The sequence below is a fragment of the Pseudomonas sp. efr-133-TYG-5 genome, from assembly GCF_030209175.1.
Taxonomy (GTDB): Bacteria; Pseudomonadota; Gammaproteobacteria; order Pseudomonadales; family Pseudomonadaceae; genus Aquipseudomonas.
On the sequence record NZ_JARVSM010000001.1, the window covers coordinates 1,736,475 to 1,753,526 of the forward strand.

At 64.2% G+C, this 17,052-nt stretch carries 13 protein-coding genes; all 13 read right to left on the bottom strand.

Annotated features, from left to right (window positions below):
* Positions 1–18: 18 nt before the first annotated feature.
* The 13 genes from QRN70_RS07865 to flgG all read right to left on the bottom strand — a co-directional run bounded on the left by QRN70_RS07865 (position 19) and on the right by flgG (position 17,008).
* Complete coding sequence (locus QRN70_RS07865; RefSeq protein ID WP_285416798.1) at positions 19–684, bottom strand: DapH/DapD/GlmU-related protein; 666 nt, start codon at positions 682–684, stop codon at positions 19–21.
* The gene (locus QRN70_RS07870) at positions 681–1,799 is read right to left on the bottom strand and encodes a DegT/DnrJ/EryC1/StrS family aminotransferase (protein ID WP_285416799.1); all 1,119 of its coding nucleotides are present in this window, start codon (positions 1,797–1,799) and stop codon (positions 681–683) included. Before QRN70_RS07870 ends, QRN70_RS07865 begins: the two co-directional genes overlap by 4 nt.
* Positions 1,796–3,022, bottom strand: coding sequence for a class I SAM-dependent methyltransferase (locus QRN70_RS07875; RefSeq protein ID WP_285416801.1), 1,227 nt, complete (start codon positions 3,020–3,022; stop codon positions 1,796–1,798). Before QRN70_RS07875 ends, QRN70_RS07870 begins: the two co-directional genes overlap by 4 nt.
* Positions 3,019–3,579 (bottom strand): dTDP-4-dehydrorhamnose 3,5-epimerase family protein, encoded by a 561-nt coding sequence (locus QRN70_RS07880; protein WP_285416802.1) that lies wholly within the window; start codon positions 3,577–3,579, stop codon positions 3,019–3,021. The genes QRN70_RS07875 and QRN70_RS07880 overlap by 4 nt, the downstream gene beginning before the upstream one ends.
* A complete protein-coding gene (rfbG, locus tag QRN70_RS07885; protein WP_285416803.1) occupies positions 3,576–4,658 on the bottom strand; it encodes a CDP-glucose 4,6-dehydratase in 1,083 nt (360 codons plus the stop codon). The genes QRN70_RS07880 and rfbG overlap by 4 nt, the downstream gene beginning before the upstream one ends.
* A complete protein-coding gene (gene rfbF / locus QRN70_RS07890) occupies positions 4,640–5,413 on the bottom strand; it encodes a glucose-1-phosphate cytidylyltransferase (protein WP_285416805.1) in 774 nt (257 codons plus the stop codon). Before rfbF ends, rfbG begins: the two co-directional genes overlap by 19 nt.
* A 258-nt stretch (positions 5,414–5,671) precedes the next feature.
* A complete protein-coding gene (locus tag QRN70_RS07895; protein WP_285416807.1) occupies positions 5,672–9,268 on the bottom strand; it encodes a glycosyltransferase in 3,597 nt (1,198 codons plus the stop codon).
* Positions 9,269–9,381: 113 nt separating this feature from the next.
* Positions 9,382–10,953 (bottom strand): flagellar hook-associated protein 3, encoded by a 1,572-nt coding sequence (locus QRN70_RS07900; RefSeq protein ID WP_285416809.1) that lies wholly within the window; start codon positions 10,951–10,953, stop codon positions 9,382–9,384.
* Between the two features lie 13 nt (positions 10,954–10,966).
* Positions 10,967–13,012 carry a flagellar hook-associated protein FlgK gene (gene flgK / locus QRN70_RS07905; protein WP_285416810.1) on the bottom strand — a complete coding sequence of 682 codons (2,046 nt, stop codon included), beginning with the start codon at positions 13,010–13,012 and terminating at the stop codon, positions 10,967–10,969.
* A 24-nt stretch (positions 13,013–13,036) separates the two neighbouring features.
* Positions 13,037–14,347 carry a flagellar assembly peptidoglycan hydrolase FlgJ gene (gene flgJ, locus QRN70_RS07910; RefSeq protein WP_285416812.1) on the bottom strand — a complete coding sequence of 437 codons (1,311 nt, stop codon included), beginning with the start codon at positions 14,345–14,347 and terminating at the stop codon, positions 13,037–13,039.
* Positions 14,348–14,358: 11 nt separating this feature from the next.
* Entirely contained in the window at positions 14,359–15,447 is a 1,089-nt protein-coding gene (locus tag QRN70_RS07915; protein ID WP_285418049.1) for a flagellar basal body P-ring protein FlgI, read from the bottom strand.
* Between the two features lie 27 nt (positions 15,448–15,474).
* The gene (gene flgH / locus QRN70_RS07920) at positions 15,475–16,170 is read right to left on the bottom strand and encodes a flagellar basal body L-ring protein FlgH (protein ID WP_285416813.1); all 696 of its coding nucleotides are present in this window, start codon (positions 16,168–16,170) and stop codon (positions 15,475–15,477) included.
* 52 nt (positions 16,171–16,222) lie between these two features.
* On the bottom strand, positions 16,223–17,008 hold the full coding sequence (gene flgG / locus QRN70_RS07925) for a flagellar basal-body rod protein FlgG (protein ID WP_007958342.1): 786 nt from the start codon (positions 17,006–17,008) through the stop codon (positions 16,223–16,225).
* Positions 17,009–17,052 lie beyond the last annotated feature (44 nt).

The following is a 17,052-nucleotide window of genomic DNA, read 5'->3' on the forward strand; positions in this document are numbered from 1 at the left end:
GAAATGAGCTTGCGGCGGTTATTTGAAAACCCGGCCGTCTTGAAAGGAATCAGGATTGGTCTTGATGACTTTGCCCGGGTTACCGACAACGACCGCGTAGTCCGGTACGTCTTTGGTCACCACGGCGCCGGCGCCGATGGTCGCCCAGCGACCGATGCGAATGCGCGGCAGGATGCTGGCGTTGGTGCCGATGAAGGTGCCGTCGCCGATGTCGCAGCAGCCGGACACACTCACGCCATGGGCAATGAACACCGAGTTGCCGACATGGCTTTCATGGGCAATCAAGGCCCCCATATGAATACTGCTGTTATCGCCGATGGACACTTCGGCCTGGAGAATCACGCCTTCCTGCAAGTAGTTGCCCACGCCCATGCGCGTCATGGTCAGGTCGATGCCAGGGTGCAGAAAGTTGCCCAGCCGACCTCCGGCCTCGACGATGCGGCAGGTGGTTTCATAACGCGTGGCCGTGCTGCCGGTAATCAGGTTGACGAACCGCACATCGTCGCCCTTGAGCTCGGCTACGCGATCCAGCCCGCCCACCACCGGCAGGCCGTAGAACAGCGTGCCCTGCTTGGCAGGATCGTTGTCGAGGAAGGCAAACTCCAGGTTCGGCTGCACGCGCTGAACCGCCTGGATCATGCGCAGCGTTTCCGGATTGGCCGCACCCAATAGATAGACTTTCACAGTTTCCCCTTGTGCTTGAGAACGTCGCGCACGACAGCGATGACCCGGTCCTGATCCGCGTCGGTCATGTCGTGGTAGCTAGGCAGGTTGATTGCACGACCCGGCAACGCAAAGGCCACCGGGGTATCCACAGCCACGTCGAACATCGGCAGCGAGGACAGCGGCCAGAAGAACACCCGGGCGTCGATATCGGCTGCCTGGAAGGCCGCGATCAGCGCTTCGCGGGTGATCCCGGTGGATTCTTCGAACACCACCGTCGGCATCCAGTAGCCGTTGCGCGCATGCGCAGGTTGTGGGTTCATCGCGACCCCCGGCAATACCGTCAAGGCCCGCGCGTAGTAATCGAAAATCGCCCGCTTGCGCGCGATCAACTCTTCGATCCGCTCGACCTGGGCGCAGCCGACCGCCGCCTGCAGGTTGCTCATCTTGTATTTGAAACCGACGAAGTCCGGCCAGAACTGTTTGCTGCAGCCCGCCACCCGGCCATGGTTGGACAGGGTCAGCACGCGCTCGTACAAGGCTTTGTCCGAGGTGACGAACATGCCGCCCTCGCCGGTGGTCATGGTCTTGGTGCCGTGGAACGAGAACGCGCCGAACGCCCCCAGCGAACCGGCTGCGCGACCACGCCACTGCGAGCCGATGGCTTCCGCCGCATCCTCGATCACCGGGATGCCGAATTCCTTGCCGATGGCCAGCAAGGCATCCATGTCGCAAAGATTGCCGTACAGGTGCACCGCCAAAATGGCTTTGGTGCGCGGGTTGATCGCGGCGCGGACCTGCTGCGGGTCGAGGCACCAGCTGTCGGCCAGGACATCGACAAATACCGGCGTGGCGCCCAGATAAGTGATCGGTGCCGCCGACGCGATCCAGTTGGTGTTGCCGAGGATCACTTCGTCACCGGCGCCGACACCCAGTGCCGCCATGCCCATGTGCAGCGCCCCGGTGCAGCTCGAGGTGGCGATCGCATAGGTCGCGCCCAGGTGCTCGGCGAAGCCATGCTCGAAGCGCGTCAGGTATTCGTAGCAACGCGCGCCCCAGCCGTTCTGCACGGCGTCCAGCGCGTACTGCGCTTCGAGTTCGCCAACGCTGGGCTTGGTGTAATGAATTCTGCTCATTGAATGCTCAACTCCGGAACGGCGACGACAAAACGGGCGCCCCAGGCCTTGGCCGCCGCCAACTGCTGGGTGACTTCGCTCAACAGGTTCCACGGCAGGACCAGAATGTAATCGGGCTGCTCGAGACCGATACGCTCCGGCGCCACGATCGGAATGCGGCTGCCCGGCAGGTACTTGCCCTGCTTGTGCGGGTTGGCATCGGCGACCCAGGCCAGCAGATCCGCGCGCACCCCGGCGTAGTTGAGCAAGGTGTTGCCCTTGGCGGCCGCGCCGTAGCCGACCACCCGCTTGCCTTCGGCCTTGGCCTGCAACAGGAAGCGCAGCAACTGGTGCTTGATGCTTTCGGCGGCTGGCGCGAGGGTTGCGTAGTACGCGGGTGTCTTCACCCCGGCTTCGAGCTCGGCCTGCAGCTGTTGCTGCACGGCCGGCTGCACCGCGCGACGCTGGCCGTCCTGGCGCTGGACGAACACCCGCAGCGAGCCGCCATGCGTGCTCAGCGAGCTGACGTCGAACACTTGCAGGCCATTGCGCTCGCACAGGGTCTGCACGGCGGTCAACGACAGATACGAATAGTGCTCGTGATACAGCGTGTCGAACTGTTGGCCGGCCATCAGCGTCAGCAGCTGCGGAAATTCGAAGGTGGCGACACCGCTCGGCTTGAGCAGCGTGGCGAAACCGGCAAGAAAATCGTTGATGTCCGGTACGTGTGCGAGGACGTTGTTGGCCGCCATCAGATCGGCGCTCCACCCTTCGCTGACGAGCTGCGTGGCCGTGTCGCGACCGAAGAACAGCTCACGAATCTCCAGGCCCTTCTCGCGGGCCGCCTGCGCCGTGCTGCGGGTCGGCTCGACGCCCAGGCACGGGATGCCGCGCCTGGCCACGTACTGCAACAGGTAGCCGTCGTTGGCGGCGATTTCCACCACGCGGCTGTCGGCGCCCAGGTCGAAGCGCTCGACCATCTGCGCGACATAGTGCTCGGCATGGGCCAGCCAGGTGCTGGAGAACGAACTGAAGTAGGCGTACTCGGCGTCGAACAGGCTGTCGGCGCGGGTGTAATCCTCGGTCTGCACCAGCCAGCACTGCTGGCACACGGCAACCTTCAGCGGCACCCACTGCTCGGCCTGCTCCAGGCGCTCGGCGGGCACGTAGGCGTTGGACGGTGGCGAGGTGCCGAGATCGATCAGCGGCAGGCTCAGCGGTGCGGCGCACCCACGGCAGTTCATACACGCACTCCGGCAAAGTGTTGATCGAGCGCAGGATGACTGGCATCGCGCGCTGACAAATTATTGACAGGCAACGGCCAGGCAATCGCCAGCCGTGGGTCGTTCACCGACAGCCCGCCTTCGTGCTCCGGCGCGTAGTCGGCGCTGTGCAGGTAAAGCAGCTCGGCATCGTCAGTCAGGGTCTGGAAACCATGGGCGAAGCCGGGCGGGATCAGCAGGCTGCGGCCATCGCCGGCCTTGAGGTGTTCGGCATGCCAGTGCAGAAAGGTCGGCGAGTCCGGGCGCAGGTCCACCGCCACGTCCCACACTTCACCGCGCAGGCAGGTAATCAGCTTGGCTTCCGGCGCGTTGGCGTTCTGGTAATGCAGGCCGCGCACACTGCCCTTCTCGCGCGTGCAGGAATGGTTGATCTGGCGGATATGAAAGGCGCGGCCGAACGCGCTCAGGCTGCCTTCGCAGAACAGCCGGGCGAAGTGCCCGCGCTGGTCTTCGAAGCGTTTGTGCTGGACGCTGAACAGCCCGGCCAGCGGCAACGCCTGCAAGGAAAATTCGCTCACAGCGCGCCCCGGTACAGGTTCAGTTGGCCCAGGCTCACGGCGCGCATGTCGTCGCCGTTCTGCCAGGCCAGGTGCCAGTCGAGGGTCTGGGTCAGGCATTGCTGCAACGACCAGCGCGGCTGCCAGCCAAGCACCTGGCGAGCGCGGCTGCTGTCCAGGCGCAGCAGGCCGGCCTCGTGCAGGTCGCTCGGCTCGATGCGCAGGCCACGGGCTTGCGGCCAGCGGTTGGCGAGCAGCTCGACCACTTCGCCGACGCTGCACATGTCCGCCTCGCCGGGGCCGAAGTTCCACGCCCCGGCGTATTGCGGGCCTTGCTGGTAGAGCCCGGCCGCCAGTTGCAGGTAGCCGGCCAGCGGCTCCAGCGCGTGCTGCCACGGGCGCACGGCTTGCGGGTAACGCAGGGTCACCGGCTCATCGGCCGTCCAGGCCCTGAGCACATCGGGAATCAGACGCTCCGGGGCAAAGTCGCCGCCACCGAGGACATTGCCGGCGCGGGCAGTGGCCAGGGCCAGGCCGTGCTCGGCGTATTGGTCGGCCGGGAAGAACGACGCCGCGTAAGACTGCGCCAGCAGTTCACAGCAGGCCTTGCTGCTGCTGTAGGGATCGTGACCACCGAGGGCTTCGTCTTCGCGGTACGGCCACAGCCATTCCTTGTTGGCGTAGACCTTGTCGGTGGTCACCAGCACACAGGCACGCACACAACCGACCTGCCGAATCGCTTCGAGCAGGTTGAGCGTGCCCATGACGTTGCTGGAATAGGTGCCGAGCGGATCGCGATAACCTTCACGCACCAGCGGTTGGGCCGCCAGGTGCAGGACGATCTCCGGCTCGGTGTCGGCAATGACCTCGAGCAAGGCGCCGAGGTCGCGCAGGTCACCGCGCTGATCGTTGATCCCTTCGCCAACCCGCGCCAGCCCGAACAGGCTGGGCTCGGTCGACGGATCGAGGGCAAAGCCGCTGACATCGGCGCCAAGGCTCTGCAGCCACAGGGTCAGCCAGCTGCCCTTGAAGCCGGTGTGGCCGGTGACCAGAACGCGCTTGCCGCGCCAGAATTCCGCACTCAGGCCCATTGCTTCCATGGGGCCTCCCCGCTCTGCCACAGGGCTTCGAGGTGATTCTTGTCGCGCAGGGTGTCCATCGGCTGCCAGAACCCTTCGTGCTGGTACGCCATCAGCTCACCGCGCGCGGCCAGACCGTCGAGCGGCCCGGATTCCCACGACGTTTCGTCGCCGTCGATCAGCGGCAGGACTTTGGGCGACAGGACGAAGAAGCCGCCGTTGATCCAGCCACCGTCGCCGCGCGGTTTCTCGGTGAAACCCAGCACCTGGTCGCCGTCGCGATCCAGCGCACCGTAGCGTCCCGGCGGTTGCACGGCGGTGACGGTGGCCAGTTTACCGTGGGTCAGGTGGAAGTCGACCAGCGCGCTGATGTTCAGGTCAGAGACCCCGTCGCCATAGGTAAAGCAGAAGGCTTTTTCGTTTTCCAGGTAACGCGAGGCGCGCCGCAGACGGCCACCGGTCATGGTTTCCTCGCCGGTGTCGATCAGCGTGACGCGCCATGGCTCGCTGTAGTTCTGATGCACATCCATGCGGTTTTCGCGCATGTCGAAGGTGACGTCGGAGGTGTGCAGGAAGTAGTTGGCGAAGAAGTCCTTGATCGCATAGCCCTTGTAGCCAAGGCAAATCACGAAATCGTGAATTCCGTGCGCGGAATACTGCTTCATGATGTGCCAGAGAATTGGCTTGCCACCGATCTCGATCATCGGTTTCGGCTTGAGGTGCGACTCTTCACTGATGCGCGTGCCCAGGCCACCCGCCAAAATAACTGCCTTCATCGTCTCCCCTCTCGTTCGTCACAGGGCTGCGCACTGTTTTCTCAGCGTTACGGCCATCTGGCTCAACCTTTCTGCCGGTCCGGGCGCAGGTGCAATGACCGCGAGCGCTCGTTTTATGGCGATTTGAGGGGGACTTGCAGGAAACGCGCCAGCTCGATGAGTCTGCTGTCAGCGGTGTTTTCAGCAGGAAAAAAAGGCAAAAAAAACAGGCGACCGGTCAGGGTCGCCTGTGGTTTCAACAAGGCCTGTGCGAACGGATCAATCCGCCAGCCAGCCATTCTCCCAGTACCGCAGGTTGTCGCCACGCAGCACGTAATCGCGCAGGACGATTTCGCGCAGCTGGTCGCCCATGCGGTAGCTGGCGTCCGGATCGGCCAGGTGCATGCGGATGGCCTGCAGCCATTCGTCGGTGCTGTTGGTCTTGATCCGCGTGCAGGGCAAATAGCCGCGATAGGCCTCGGTGTCGGTGCAGATCACCGGGTAGCCGCAGGCGCCGTACTCGAGCAGGCGCAGGTTGCTCTTGCAGTCGTTGAAGATGTGGAATTCCAGCGGTGCCAGGGCCAGGTCGAGGTTGAGACTGGCGAGTTTCGCCGGGTACACGTCGAGGCCGATCACCCCGTGGAACTCATGCATGTACGGGCGCAGGTCGTCCGGGCACATGCCGAAGAACACCCAGTCGACTTCGTTGGCCAGTTCGCGCACGACATCGGCGATCACCGCCAGGTCACCGTGGTGACTGGTGCCGCCGCCCCAGCCGACGCGCGGTTTTTTCGAAGTGCGGCGCTGGCTGTGCAGGTCGCTCCACATGTGTTTGGCGAGCATGTTCGGCACCACGCGGATGTCGCTGTGCATGCTCGACAGCGCATTGCCCAGCGGCGCGGTGGACACCACCACGCGGTCGCACATGCCGATCGCCCGCCGCACCAGTTTTTCCATCTCGTCGCGGTTGGGCATGTTGCGGATGTGCGCGTTGCGGTGCGGCACGTCGATCACGTAGTCGTCGAGTTCGTAGATGCGCCGCGCATTCGAATACTTTTGCAGCGTCGGGATTTCGTTGATCGGCGCCTCGGCATAGCGCCCCTGCAGGACGATCACGTCCGGCGACTGGCGCTCGACTTCGATGATCGTCGGCAGGTTGTAATGGATACGGCCCAAGGCCCGGCCCGCCGCTTCCAGCTCGATCAGCGGCTGGGTCACCCGGTAGTGACCGATGGCCGAGGCGTTGACTGGCAAGGCCAGGATCTTCGGCAGTTGCGGCTGGGAAAACGGGCTCCAGCCAGTACGCAGGCCGGGGTCGAGACTGAAGCTCGAGCCACCCAGGCCGTGCAGCGACAGGTTGGCGTTGTACGCCGGATCCCGCGCCACGATCGGCAGCCAGCGCTTGTAGAAGGTTTCCTGCTCCTGGGCACGCGCGGCCTCTTCGCCGTCCTTCGGCGGCACCGCCGGTTGCGCACCCAGCGCCAATTGCGCATAAGGCGTCCAGACCACCAGATAACCTTCGCGTCCCACCCGCAGACACAGGTCGACTTCATTCAGCGATTGCGCCAGGTGCTGCTCGTCGAGGCCGCCGATCGCGTCGAACAGCGCTTTGCGTACCAGCAGGCAATCGCTGCCGACCGCACTCAGATCGTGGGCAACCAGCAAGCGGTACATGTAACCGGTGGACTGCAGCGATTCACCGTAGAACGGCACACCGGCCGGCCCTTGCAGACCGAGGATCAGGCCGGCGTGCAGGATGCGCCCGTCCGGGTTGAACAGCTTGGCGCCGACCACGCCGACTTCCGGGCGCTGGCCGTGGTTGAGCATTTCCGCCAGCCAGTCGCCGTGCGTGATGACGGCGTACGGGTTGAGCAACAACACATACTCGCCGCGCGCCTGGCCCACGGCGACATTGCGCAGCGCTGCCGGGTTGTCCTGCTGCGGGCAGTCCAGCACACGAATGCGCTCGCTGCCCAGTTGCGCCATGCCGTCGAACCACAGCCGTGCTTCGCCGCTTTCGCTGCCATTGTCGACCAGCAGCAATTCGTATTCGGTGTAGGTGGTTTTCTCCAGCAGGCTCTCGACGCAGCGCTGCACGGCGGCGGTCTGGTCCTTGCTGACAATGACGATCGACACCAGCGGCTGGCGCGCATGCAGATAGTCGACGCGATTGAGCAACGGCGCATTGCCGCGACGGATGTCGTGGGCGACACCCAGGCGCTCCAGGTGCGCGCCGAGCAGTTGCGCGTTGGCCTCGGCCATCTGCGGCTCGGACAGCCATTTGGCCAGGTCGAACGCCGACTCCAGCAGGACCTCGGCGACGTGGCCGACCACCTGCGTGCCATCGTTCTCGACCATGCGCCACAGCACATCGTGGGGCGCCAGTTCGCCGAATGCCGAGTCGAAACCGCCCAGCGCCAGGAAGCGCTCACGCTCGAACGCCAGCGCGCGGCCGACGTAAGGGTAGCTGCGCATCAAGTCGAGATTGAAGTCCGGCTTGAACACCGGCTCGGTCGATTCGCCCTCGCTCAGGCCACCCTCGTCGCTGTACAGGCAGGTCACGCTGCGCGACAGGGCGATGCGCTCGGCCATCACCAGCAAGGCCGGCACCACCAGGCGATCACCGGCACGCAGCAGGTAGAACCAGTCGGCGCCGTCGAGCTGCGGCAACAGTTGATTGATCTGCTGCTGCCAGTCGTCCTGCAGCGGCATGCGCAGCACACGCTCATCGAGTTCGGCAGCCGTGCAGGACGCCGACAGGACGATGGTCAGCTCCGGCAGGTATTCCTGCGCAGCGAGCGATTGCAGGGTCAGGTCCAGCGCCGAACGACTGCCCTTGTCGTCGATAATCAGCGGGACGATTTTCGGTACGCGCGGCCACGCGGCCAGGGTGTCCGGCAGCAGTTCGCGCTGGCCTTCGGTGAGGCTGCGGCAGGCCAGCCACTGCGCGTAGAGTTCGGCGAAGCTGACACTGGCGATACCGACGTGCCAGTCCTGGGTGGTCTGCTTGGTGCCGAGGGTGCGGCTCAGGGGCAATTCTTCCCAGACCCGCGGCGCCTCGGCGGCCTTGGTGATGGGTACATAACGCACCCAGCCCTGCGCCGGCGCCGATTCGCCGCTGCGCGCCTTGAGCATCTGCTGCAACCACTGGCGCTCGGCCGCGGCCGCATCGCGCATGGCCTGCTGGCCACTCAAACGTTCCGGGTACAGACGCTCGATACTCAGTACGTGGTTCGACACCACCAGGTTGCCGCGGCGCAGCAGGCACACGTACAGCGCGAAATCGAGGCTGGCGACAAAACAATGATCAGGGGTCGTCAGGGCTGGCAGCAGCTCCAGCACGTCGGCCCGGCGAAACAGCGCATTGCTGAACCCGCCGAGAATGTTGACCGGGAAATTCTCGAAGATCGCCAGCAGGTCGTCCCCCTTGAACAGCCCGCAGACGGGCGACAACGGGGTGTTTTCCAGGCGCGACGGCAGCGGCCGATCGTCGGCATCCCAGAACAGTCGCTGGGCCAGGACCAGATTGACGTCCTGCTGATCGATCAGCATCTGCGCCTGACGCTCGATGCAGGTGGCGAACAGTTGATCGTCATCACAGAGGAACTTGATGAACTCGCCTTGCGCCTGCTCCAGGCACGCATGCAGGTTGCCGACCAGGCCCAGGGTCCGTGGGTTGCGCACATAGCGCACGGCCACGCCGCTGCTCTCGATCACCGCGTTGACCGCGGTTTCGATTTCGCTGCCACGACTGTCATCGCAGACAATGATTTCGAGATTGCCATAGCCCTGGCTTACCGCACTGAGCAACGCCCGTTCGAAAAAACGCGGGTTGAAGGCAGGAATGACCAGGCTGACGAGAGGAAGTGAATTCACGGCGGGCTCACAGGCGGTGCGAGCCCGCTCAGAAAAGCGAGCCCTTGAAACCGCTAAAGACATTAACTATTGAAGGAACAGGAAACCACGGGCGCTCGCGCGCCCGGCTACCGTCAGATCTTGTTGAACAGACCCAGCTGGCTGATCTTGCTGAACGCCAGTTGCGCAGCCTGCAGCATGGTCTGCTGCAAGGTCAGGCGGGTCATCACCTCGGCCGGATCCGAATCGCGGATCGAACCCTGGGTGGTGGCGTTCGCCTGGCTCAGGCTCTGGTTGGTGGTGGTCTGGTCATCCAGCGACTGGCCACGGGCACCGATCGAGGTGATGGCCGAGCCGATCTGGTTGGCAGCGCTGTCGATGTTGCCCAGCGCCGACTCCATCGCCCCCTGGAATTTCTGCTTGGCCACCGAATCACCGTCGATCGGCGCGTTCAGCGCCGTGACCATCTGGCCCAGGGTGTCGAGCACGTTCTGGGTCTGGTGGTTGTTCGACTGGACTGCGAACTGGTCACCCGCCGCCGGCGTGCCGCCCACGGCGAAGGTCACGCCGGCGGCCGTGGCATTGCCGGCGACCACGGTGCCCGACGAGACCGGCTTGCTGTCGGCCGTGATCGGCGCAGCGTACAGGTCGAAATCGGTGGCGCTGGTGAACTTGAGGATCGCCGAGCCGCCCGACGGGAAGGTGTTGGTGTACGCCGCCTGATCGGTCACGTTCGAGCCGGTGATCACCGCCGTCGACGGGTTGCCCGGGCTGCGGGTGGTGGTGAACGAGTCCGGCGAGGCTGCCAGCTGGAAGGTGTGCCCGGCGATGACGGCGTCCGGGTTGGTGTCACCGGCCTTGAGGTTGATGTTCAGCTTGAGGTCGACACCACGGAAGCTGACGGTCTGGTTGGCCCCGTTGCTGTTGGTGATCGCGCCGTTCTGGCTGGCCTCGGTGGTCACGTCGTTGCCCAGGGCATCGGTGATCTTCAGCTGGGTGCTGCTGACGAAGCTGACGGTGTACGGCTGGCCGCCGGCGAACTTGGCGTTGTAGGTCGCGGCCGTGCCCACGATGCCGTTGGACAGCACCACACGACCGTCATCCACCGCCGGAGCGGTCATGCTGGTCTGGGTGCGGCTGGTGTTGATGGTCTGCTGGAACGCGTCCCAACCGGTGGTGTTGGTCGCCACCGACAGGCCATCGCCAATGCCCAGGTTGATCTGGGTCTGGTCACCGTTGTAGGTGTAGGTGCCGTCGGCATTCTGCGAATACGGCGCGGTATCGGTCTTGGAGCCGGCGAACAGGTAGTTGCCGTTGGCGTCCTTGGAATTCATCAGGCCCAGCACCTGCTGCTGGATCTGCCCCAGTTCCGAGGCGTAAGCCTTGCGGTCGGCGTCGGTGGCGATGCCGTTGTTGGCGGCCAGGCCGATTTCCTTGGCGCGCTGCAGCGCCGAGGTGATCGCCGTCAGCGTCGACTCCTGAACGGTCAGCGCGCTCTTGGTGGTGTCGATGTTGCCCTTGTACTGATCGAGCATCGCGCTCTGCTGACCGAGTTGCAGCAGGCGCCCGGCACCGATCGGATCATCGGCGGCGGTGTTGATGCGCTGCAGGCTGCTCGCCTCGCTGGCGGTGGCCAGCGCCTTGTTGAAGTTACGCTGATAGTCCGCAGCTTGCGTTCCGTAATACTGGGCGGTGGAAATGCGCATGGATTACGACTCCTTAAAGGCTGTTGATCAGCACGCTGAAAGTTTCCTGCGCAGCCTTGATGATCTGCGAAGACGCGGTGTAGTACTGCTGGTATTTGACCAGGTTGCCGGTTTCTTCATCCAGGTTGACCCCGGACAGCGAATCGCGCGCGCCCTTGGCCTGCGTCAGGATCGCCTCGGTGGCCTCGCTGTCCGACTTGCCCTGCGCCGCCTTGGTACCGACGTTGGTCACCAGTTTGTTGTAGGCGTCGGTCAGGCTGATGCCCTTGCTCGCCGTACCGGTGTCGACGGTCTGCTTGGTTTGCAGGCCGACCAGTGCCTGGGCGTTGCGGTTGTCCGAAGACGCCGCGCCGGTCAGGTTGATGGTGAAGGTTTCGCCGACCTTCGGCGTCGCCCCCACGGTGGTCTGCACGGTGAAGGTTTTCTGCACGTTCGGGGTGACGCTGGTATCCATCACCGGCGCACCGGTGGAGTCGACCATGCCGATCTTCAGGTTCAGGGTGTTGGCCTGGCCCGGCACGATCACGCCGCTGCCGATGGTGGCGCCCTTGGCATCCACCATGTTGTACGACTGGCTGCCGCCGCTGACGGCGCCGAACACCAGTTTGACCGGGGTCGAATACTTGAGCGCGTTCTGCAGCTCGGCCTGCGACGCCGGATTGTAGATGTCGATCGAGTCGGTCAGCGTCGGCTGGGTGTAGGTGCCGGCGTTGTTGGCACTGGCCACGCCGGTCAACGGCGCTGCCGCGGCGATTTTCTTCGGGTCGGTGAGCACGGTCTGAATGCTGGCCGCCGCGTTGCGGGTCGGGGTCACCTTGAAGGTGTCACCGGCGCTCAGCGCACCGCCATTGAGGGCCAGGGTGAAACCGTCGATCACCGGTGGCGGCGTGGTCGTGGTGCTGAACGAACCCATGTCGGTGCCGTCGGAGCGCTTGACCGAGTAGTTGGTGGCGCTGGTGAAGGTGACCTGGTAATCGCTGGTGGTCAGCTTGCCGGTGTCCTTGATGGTGACGTCAAGGTTGCCCGAACCGGCGCTGTTGCCCGCCTGGGCGATGCTGCGCTGGCTGACCAGGGCGGCACTGTTGATGTTATTGAACAGCGCTGCGCCGAAGTCACCGTTCTTGTCGATGCCCTGCGCTTGCTGGCTGTTGATCTGATCGGCGACGACCAGTGCGACACGGCCCAGTTCGTTGAGCGACGGGTCGAGCACTTCCTTGCGGTAGGTCAGCAGGCCGCCGATTTCGCCGCCACTGATCACCGAGGTGATGTCGATGGTGCTCGAACCGCGATCCATCTGAATGCCCATGCGCGACGGATCGTCTTTGCTTGGCACCGTGCTCAGGGTGTTGGTGGTGTTGCCGATCACCAGCGGCTGGCCGCTGCCGACGTAGATGTCGAAGCTGCTGCCGCGCTCGACGACCTGCGCGCCGACCAGTTCGGAGAGCTGGCGCACCGCTTCGTTGCGGGTGTCGAGCAGATCGTTCGGCTGGCCGCCGCTGGTGGAAATCTCGCCGATCTTCTGGTTCAGATTGGCGATCGAGGTGGCCAGTTTGTTGACCTGCGACGCCATGTCGCCGAGGCTGCCGTTGAGCGTGGTGTTCTGGTCGTTCAGCTGCTTGGCCAGGGCGTTGAAGCGGCTGGTCAGGGCTTGCGCGCCGGTCAGTACCGACTGGCGGGAGGTGTCGTCGGTGGCCGAAGTCGAGACGCCTTGCATCGAGGTGAAGAACTTCTGCAACACCCCGGTCAGGCCGGTGTTGGTATCGGACAGCGAAGCGTCCAGCGCCGTGGCCTGGCCCTGGTACGCGACCGCTTCGCTATTGAGCGAGGTGGCGGTGTGCAGCTGCGATTCCAGGTAAGAGTTGTACACCCGGCGCACGTCGGCCAGCGTGGTGCCGGTACCGATGAAAACGTTGCCGAACTGCTGCGAGGACTTGGTGCCCTGCACGGTTTGCTGGCGTGAATAACCGGCGGTGTCGACGTTGGCGATGTTGTTGCCTGTCGTAGCCAGAGAGGACTGGCTGGCCGCCAGACCCGACATCCCGATATTGAGCAAACTCATGGTTCAGACCTTATACCTTGTGCCTTATAAAGGCGTGGTGGAAACGCCCGCCGCAGCGTAGTTTTGGAAACTGTTCATCTGCTTGGCTATCTGCGAAATCTTCGTCGCGTAGTTCGGGTCGGTCGCGTAACCGGCCTTTTGCAACTCGCGTACAAACTGTTCTGGGTTATCGGCCGACTTCACGACATCTTGATAGCGATTGTTGGTCTGCAGCAAAGTCACCAGATCGTGGAAGCTGTCCTTGTACGAGGCGTAGGAACGGAACTCGGCCGTCTCCTTGACCATCTGCCCATCGCGGAACTCGCTGGTGATCGCCCGGGCCGAATCGCCCTTCCAGTTGGCACTGGCCTTGATCCCGAACAGGTTGTGACTGCTGCTGCCGTCCTGGGCGCGCATGACTGATTTGCCCCAGCCGGTTTCCAGCGCCGCCTGCGCCACCAGGTAGCGCGGATCGACGCCAATGCGCGCGGCAGCCTCCTGGGCCATCGGCAGCATGGTGTTGACGAATTCGTCGGCGGAGCTGAACGCACGCTTGGCCGGGGCCAGCGGAATCTGCGCCATGGCGCGACCGTAGACCTGCATCTGCCCGCCGGACGCCTTGGCGTCTTCGGCACGGGCCAACCAGTCGCCGTTGTACAGCGGGCCGGCACCGCTGGCGGTGGCCGCGGTGGCTGCCGTCGCCGCTGTCGCGCGTGACGGCAACTGACTGGCGATGCTCGGCGTCGCCGAAGGCACCAGGCCGGCCAGCAGGCGATCGGCCAGTTTCGGCGGCAGGGCCAGGCGCCGCTGGTTGATCATTTCCATGTCGTTGCGGTGGCTCAGCTCGGTGTTCGGCGCATGCACCGAACGCGAGGCCCACAGCGGCCGCTCGCCATTGAGGCGCGACAACGGACCCTGGGTGGCCACGGTGCCGGCGGCAATCGGCGTCGCCACGGCAGCGGCCTTGGCCCTGGCCTCTTCCTGCTTGGCGGCGGACGCGGCGGCAGCCTCGCCCGGCGCCATCGGCTTGTTCTTCGACATCTGGCGCATCAGCACGTCGGCCAGACCGATACCCCCGCCCTCGCGGGACAGCGACACGGCCAACTGCTGGTCGTACATTTCCTGATACTGCTTGGCGGCCGGCGTGTTGAGCGGGTTGTCCTGCCCCAGCGCTTCAGTGGCCGAACGCATCGACTTGAGCATTTCGCCGAGGAACAGCGATTCGAATTCCTGCGCCACTTTGCGCATGTTCGCATCGCTGTTCTTGTCGCCGACCTTGAGCTGGTTGAGGCGATTGAGGTCGGAGTACGAACCCGAGTCGCTGCTGCCGACCAGACCGCTCTTGCGCATATCCATGGTCGCCGTCCTCAGATCACGATCAGGTCGGCTTGCAACGCGCCGGCCTGCTTCAAGGCTTCGAGGATGGCCATCAGGTCACCCGGTGCCGCGCCGACCTGGTTCACCGCGCGCACGATCTCGTCGAGGGTGGTGCCCGGGCCGAACTTGAACATCGGCTTGGCTTCCTGCTCGGCATTGACCCGTGAACGCGGCACGACCGCGGTCTGGCCGTTGGACAGCGGGCCGGGCTGGCTGACGATCGGGTCTTCGGTGATGGTCACGGTCAGGCTGCCGTGGGTCACGGCGGCCGGCGAGACTTTCACGTTCTGGCCGATGACGATGGTGCCGGTGCGCGAGTTGATGATGACTTTCGCCACCGCCTGACCCGGGTCGACCTCGAGGTTTTCCAGGATCGACAGGTAGTCGACGCGCTGGCTCGGATCGAGCGGCGCCGTCACCCGAATCGAACCGCCGTCGATGGCTTGCGCCACGCCAGGGCCGAGCATGTCGTTGATCTTGTCGACGATGCGCTTGGCCGTGGTGAAGTCGGAACGGTTGAGGTTGAGCGTCAGGCTGTTGCCCTGGTTGAAACCGCTCGGCACCGAACGCTCGACCGAGGCACCGCCCGGAATGCGACCGGCCGACGGAACGTTGACGGTGATCTTCGAGCCGTCACGGCCCTCGGCATCGAAACCGCCGACCACCAGGTTGCCCTGGGCGATGGCGTAGACGTTGCCGTCGATCCCCTTGAGCGGGGTCAGCAACAGCGTGCCGCCGCGCAGGCTCTTGGAGTTACCGATCGAGGACACCGTGATGTCGACCTGCTGACCCGGTTTGGCGAACGCCGGCAGATCGGCGCTGACCGAAACGGCCGCGACGTTTTTCAACTGCACGTTGCCCGATCCCGGCGGCACCTTGATGCCGAACTGCGAGAGCATGTTGTTGAAAGTCTGCAGGGTGAACGGGGTCTGCGTGGTCTGGTCGCCGGTGCCGTTAAGCCCGACCACCAGGCCGTAGCCGATCAACTGGTTGGAACGCACGCCGGAAATGCTGGCGATGTCTTTCAGCCGCTCGGCGTGGGCACCCAAGGCAACGGACATCATGGCCGCCGCCAGCATGAAGCTTTTCAGATTCAACGTAGCCACCTAGAAAGGGAACAGCGGGCTGAGGAAGAAACGGTCGAACCAGCCTGGCTGACTCGCATCGGCGAACGAGCCGGTGCCCGAGTAGGTGATGCGCGCATCGGCGACCCGGGTCGACGACACAGTGTTGTCGGTGGCGATGTCATCGGCACGTACCAGGCCGGCGATCCGCACCAGCTCGTCGCCGGTGTTGAGGGTCATCCACTTCTCGCCGCGCACGGCGATGATGCCGTTGGGCAATACATCGGCGACGGTCACGGTGATCGAACCGGTCAGGGTATTGCCCTGCGCGGCCTTGCTGTCACCCTTGGTTGCGCGGTCGCCGCTGTAGCCGACGTCCAGGCTCAGGTCGTTGCCGCCCAGCGGATTGTTGGTGGTGCCACTGCCGCCGAACAACGACGTCAGGCCGAGGCCGGTCTTGCTGTTCTTGGCCACTTGCGAGTTGGCGTTCTTGCTCGCCTGGGTCTTCTCGTTGAGGGTGATGGTGATGATGTCACCGACCCGGAAGGCCTTGCGGTCGCTGTACAGGTTCTGTTCGAAACCGGCCTGATAGATCGAGCCGTTGTTGGCGGCCGCCGGCAACGGCGTACGCGGCAACACCGGGGCGTAGTAAGGGTCATTGGGCTTGGGCGTCGGTGCGACGCAGCCCGCGAGCGAGACGACCCCACCCAATGCCAGAACAGATACGAAGCGTTTCATGACCCTACCTCACGGTGTTGCTGGCGGCCTCATGGCCGCCCCATAGACTTGATTACAGATTCTGCGTTACGAACGAGAGCATCTGGTCGGCGGTGGAGATCACCTTGGAGTTCATCTCGTACGCGCGCTGGGTGGTGATCATGTTGACCATCTCTTCCACGGTGCTGACGTTGGAGGTTTCCAGGGTGTTCTGCAGGGTGGTGCCGAAACCGTTGAGGCCCGGGGTGCCGACTTGCGGCGCGCCGGAGGCAGCGGTTTCCAGGAACAGGTTGTTGCCCACCGCCTGCAGGCCGGCCGGGTTGATGAAGTCGGCGGTCTGCAGGTTGCCGATCACTTGCGACGCGGCGTTGCCGGCGACGGTGATGGACACGGTGCCGTCACGGCCGACGGTGAAGGTCTGGGCGTTGTTCGGAATGACAATCGCCGGCTCCAGGGCGAAACCGCTGGCGTTGACGATCTGGCCATTGGAGTCGAGGTGGAAAGTACCGTCACGGGTGTAGGACGTGGTGCCGTCCGGTTGCAGGATCTGGAAGAAACCGCGACCGTCGATGGCCATGTCCAGCGGCTGCTCGGTGGTTTGCAGGCTGCCGGCGGTGAAGTTCTTCTGGGTGCCGACGATGCGCACACCGGTACCCACTTGCAGACCCGACGGCAGTTCGCTGTCCTGGGTCGACTGGGCGCCTGGCTGACGCTTGATCTGATACAGCAGGTCCTGGAACTCGGCGCGGTCACGTTTGAAACCCGTGGTCGAGACGTTCGCCAGGTTGTTGGAAATGGTGGTCAGGTTGGTGTCCTGGGCGGACAGACCGGTTTTGGCAACCCATAGAGCCGGAAGCATTCGATTCTCCTCGTGCGCCTGTTTTACGGCGCGACGTTCTGATA

Bases quoted from the DNA above. Each gene is read 5' to 3' on its own strand.
- flgK (WP_285416810.1), bottom strand. From the start codon at position 13,012: ATGAGTTTGCTCAATATCGGGATGTCGGGTCTGGCGGCCAGCCAGTCC.
- flgG (WP_007958342.1), bottom strand. From the start codon at position 17,008: ATGCTTCCGGCTCTATGGGTTGCCAAAACCGGTCTGTCCGCCCAGGAC.
- QRN70_RS07870 (WP_285416799.1), bottom strand. From the start codon at position 1,799: ATGAGCAGAATTCATTACACCAAGCCCAGCGTTGGCGAACTCGAAGCG.
- QRN70_RS07875 (WP_285416801.1), bottom strand. From the start codon at position 3,022: ATGAACTGCCGTGGGTGCGCCGCACCGCTGAGCCTGCCGCTGATCGAT.
- rfbG (WP_285416803.1), bottom strand. From the start codon at position 4,658: ATGGAAGCAATGGGCCTGAGTGCGGAATTCTGGCGCGGCAAGCGCGTT.
- flgH (WP_285416813.1), bottom strand. From the start codon at position 16,170: ATGAAACGCTTCGTATCTGTTCTGGCATTGGGTGGGGTCGTCTCGCTC.
- flgJ (WP_285416812.1), bottom strand. From the start codon at position 14,347: ATGGATATGCGCAAGAGCGGTCTGGTCGGCAGCAGCGACTCGGGTTCG.
- QRN70_RS07915 (WP_285418049.1), bottom strand. From the start codon at position 15,447: ATGCTGGCGGCGGCCATGATGTCCGTTGCCTTGGGTGCCCACGCCGAG.
- rfbF (WP_285416805.1), bottom strand. From the start codon at position 5,413: ATGAAGGCAGTTATTTTGGCGGGTGGCCTGGGCACGCGCATCAGTGAA.
- QRN70_RS07900 (WP_285416809.1), bottom strand. From the start codon at position 10,953: ATGCGCATTTCCACCGCCCAGTATTACGGAACGCAAGCTGCGGACTAT.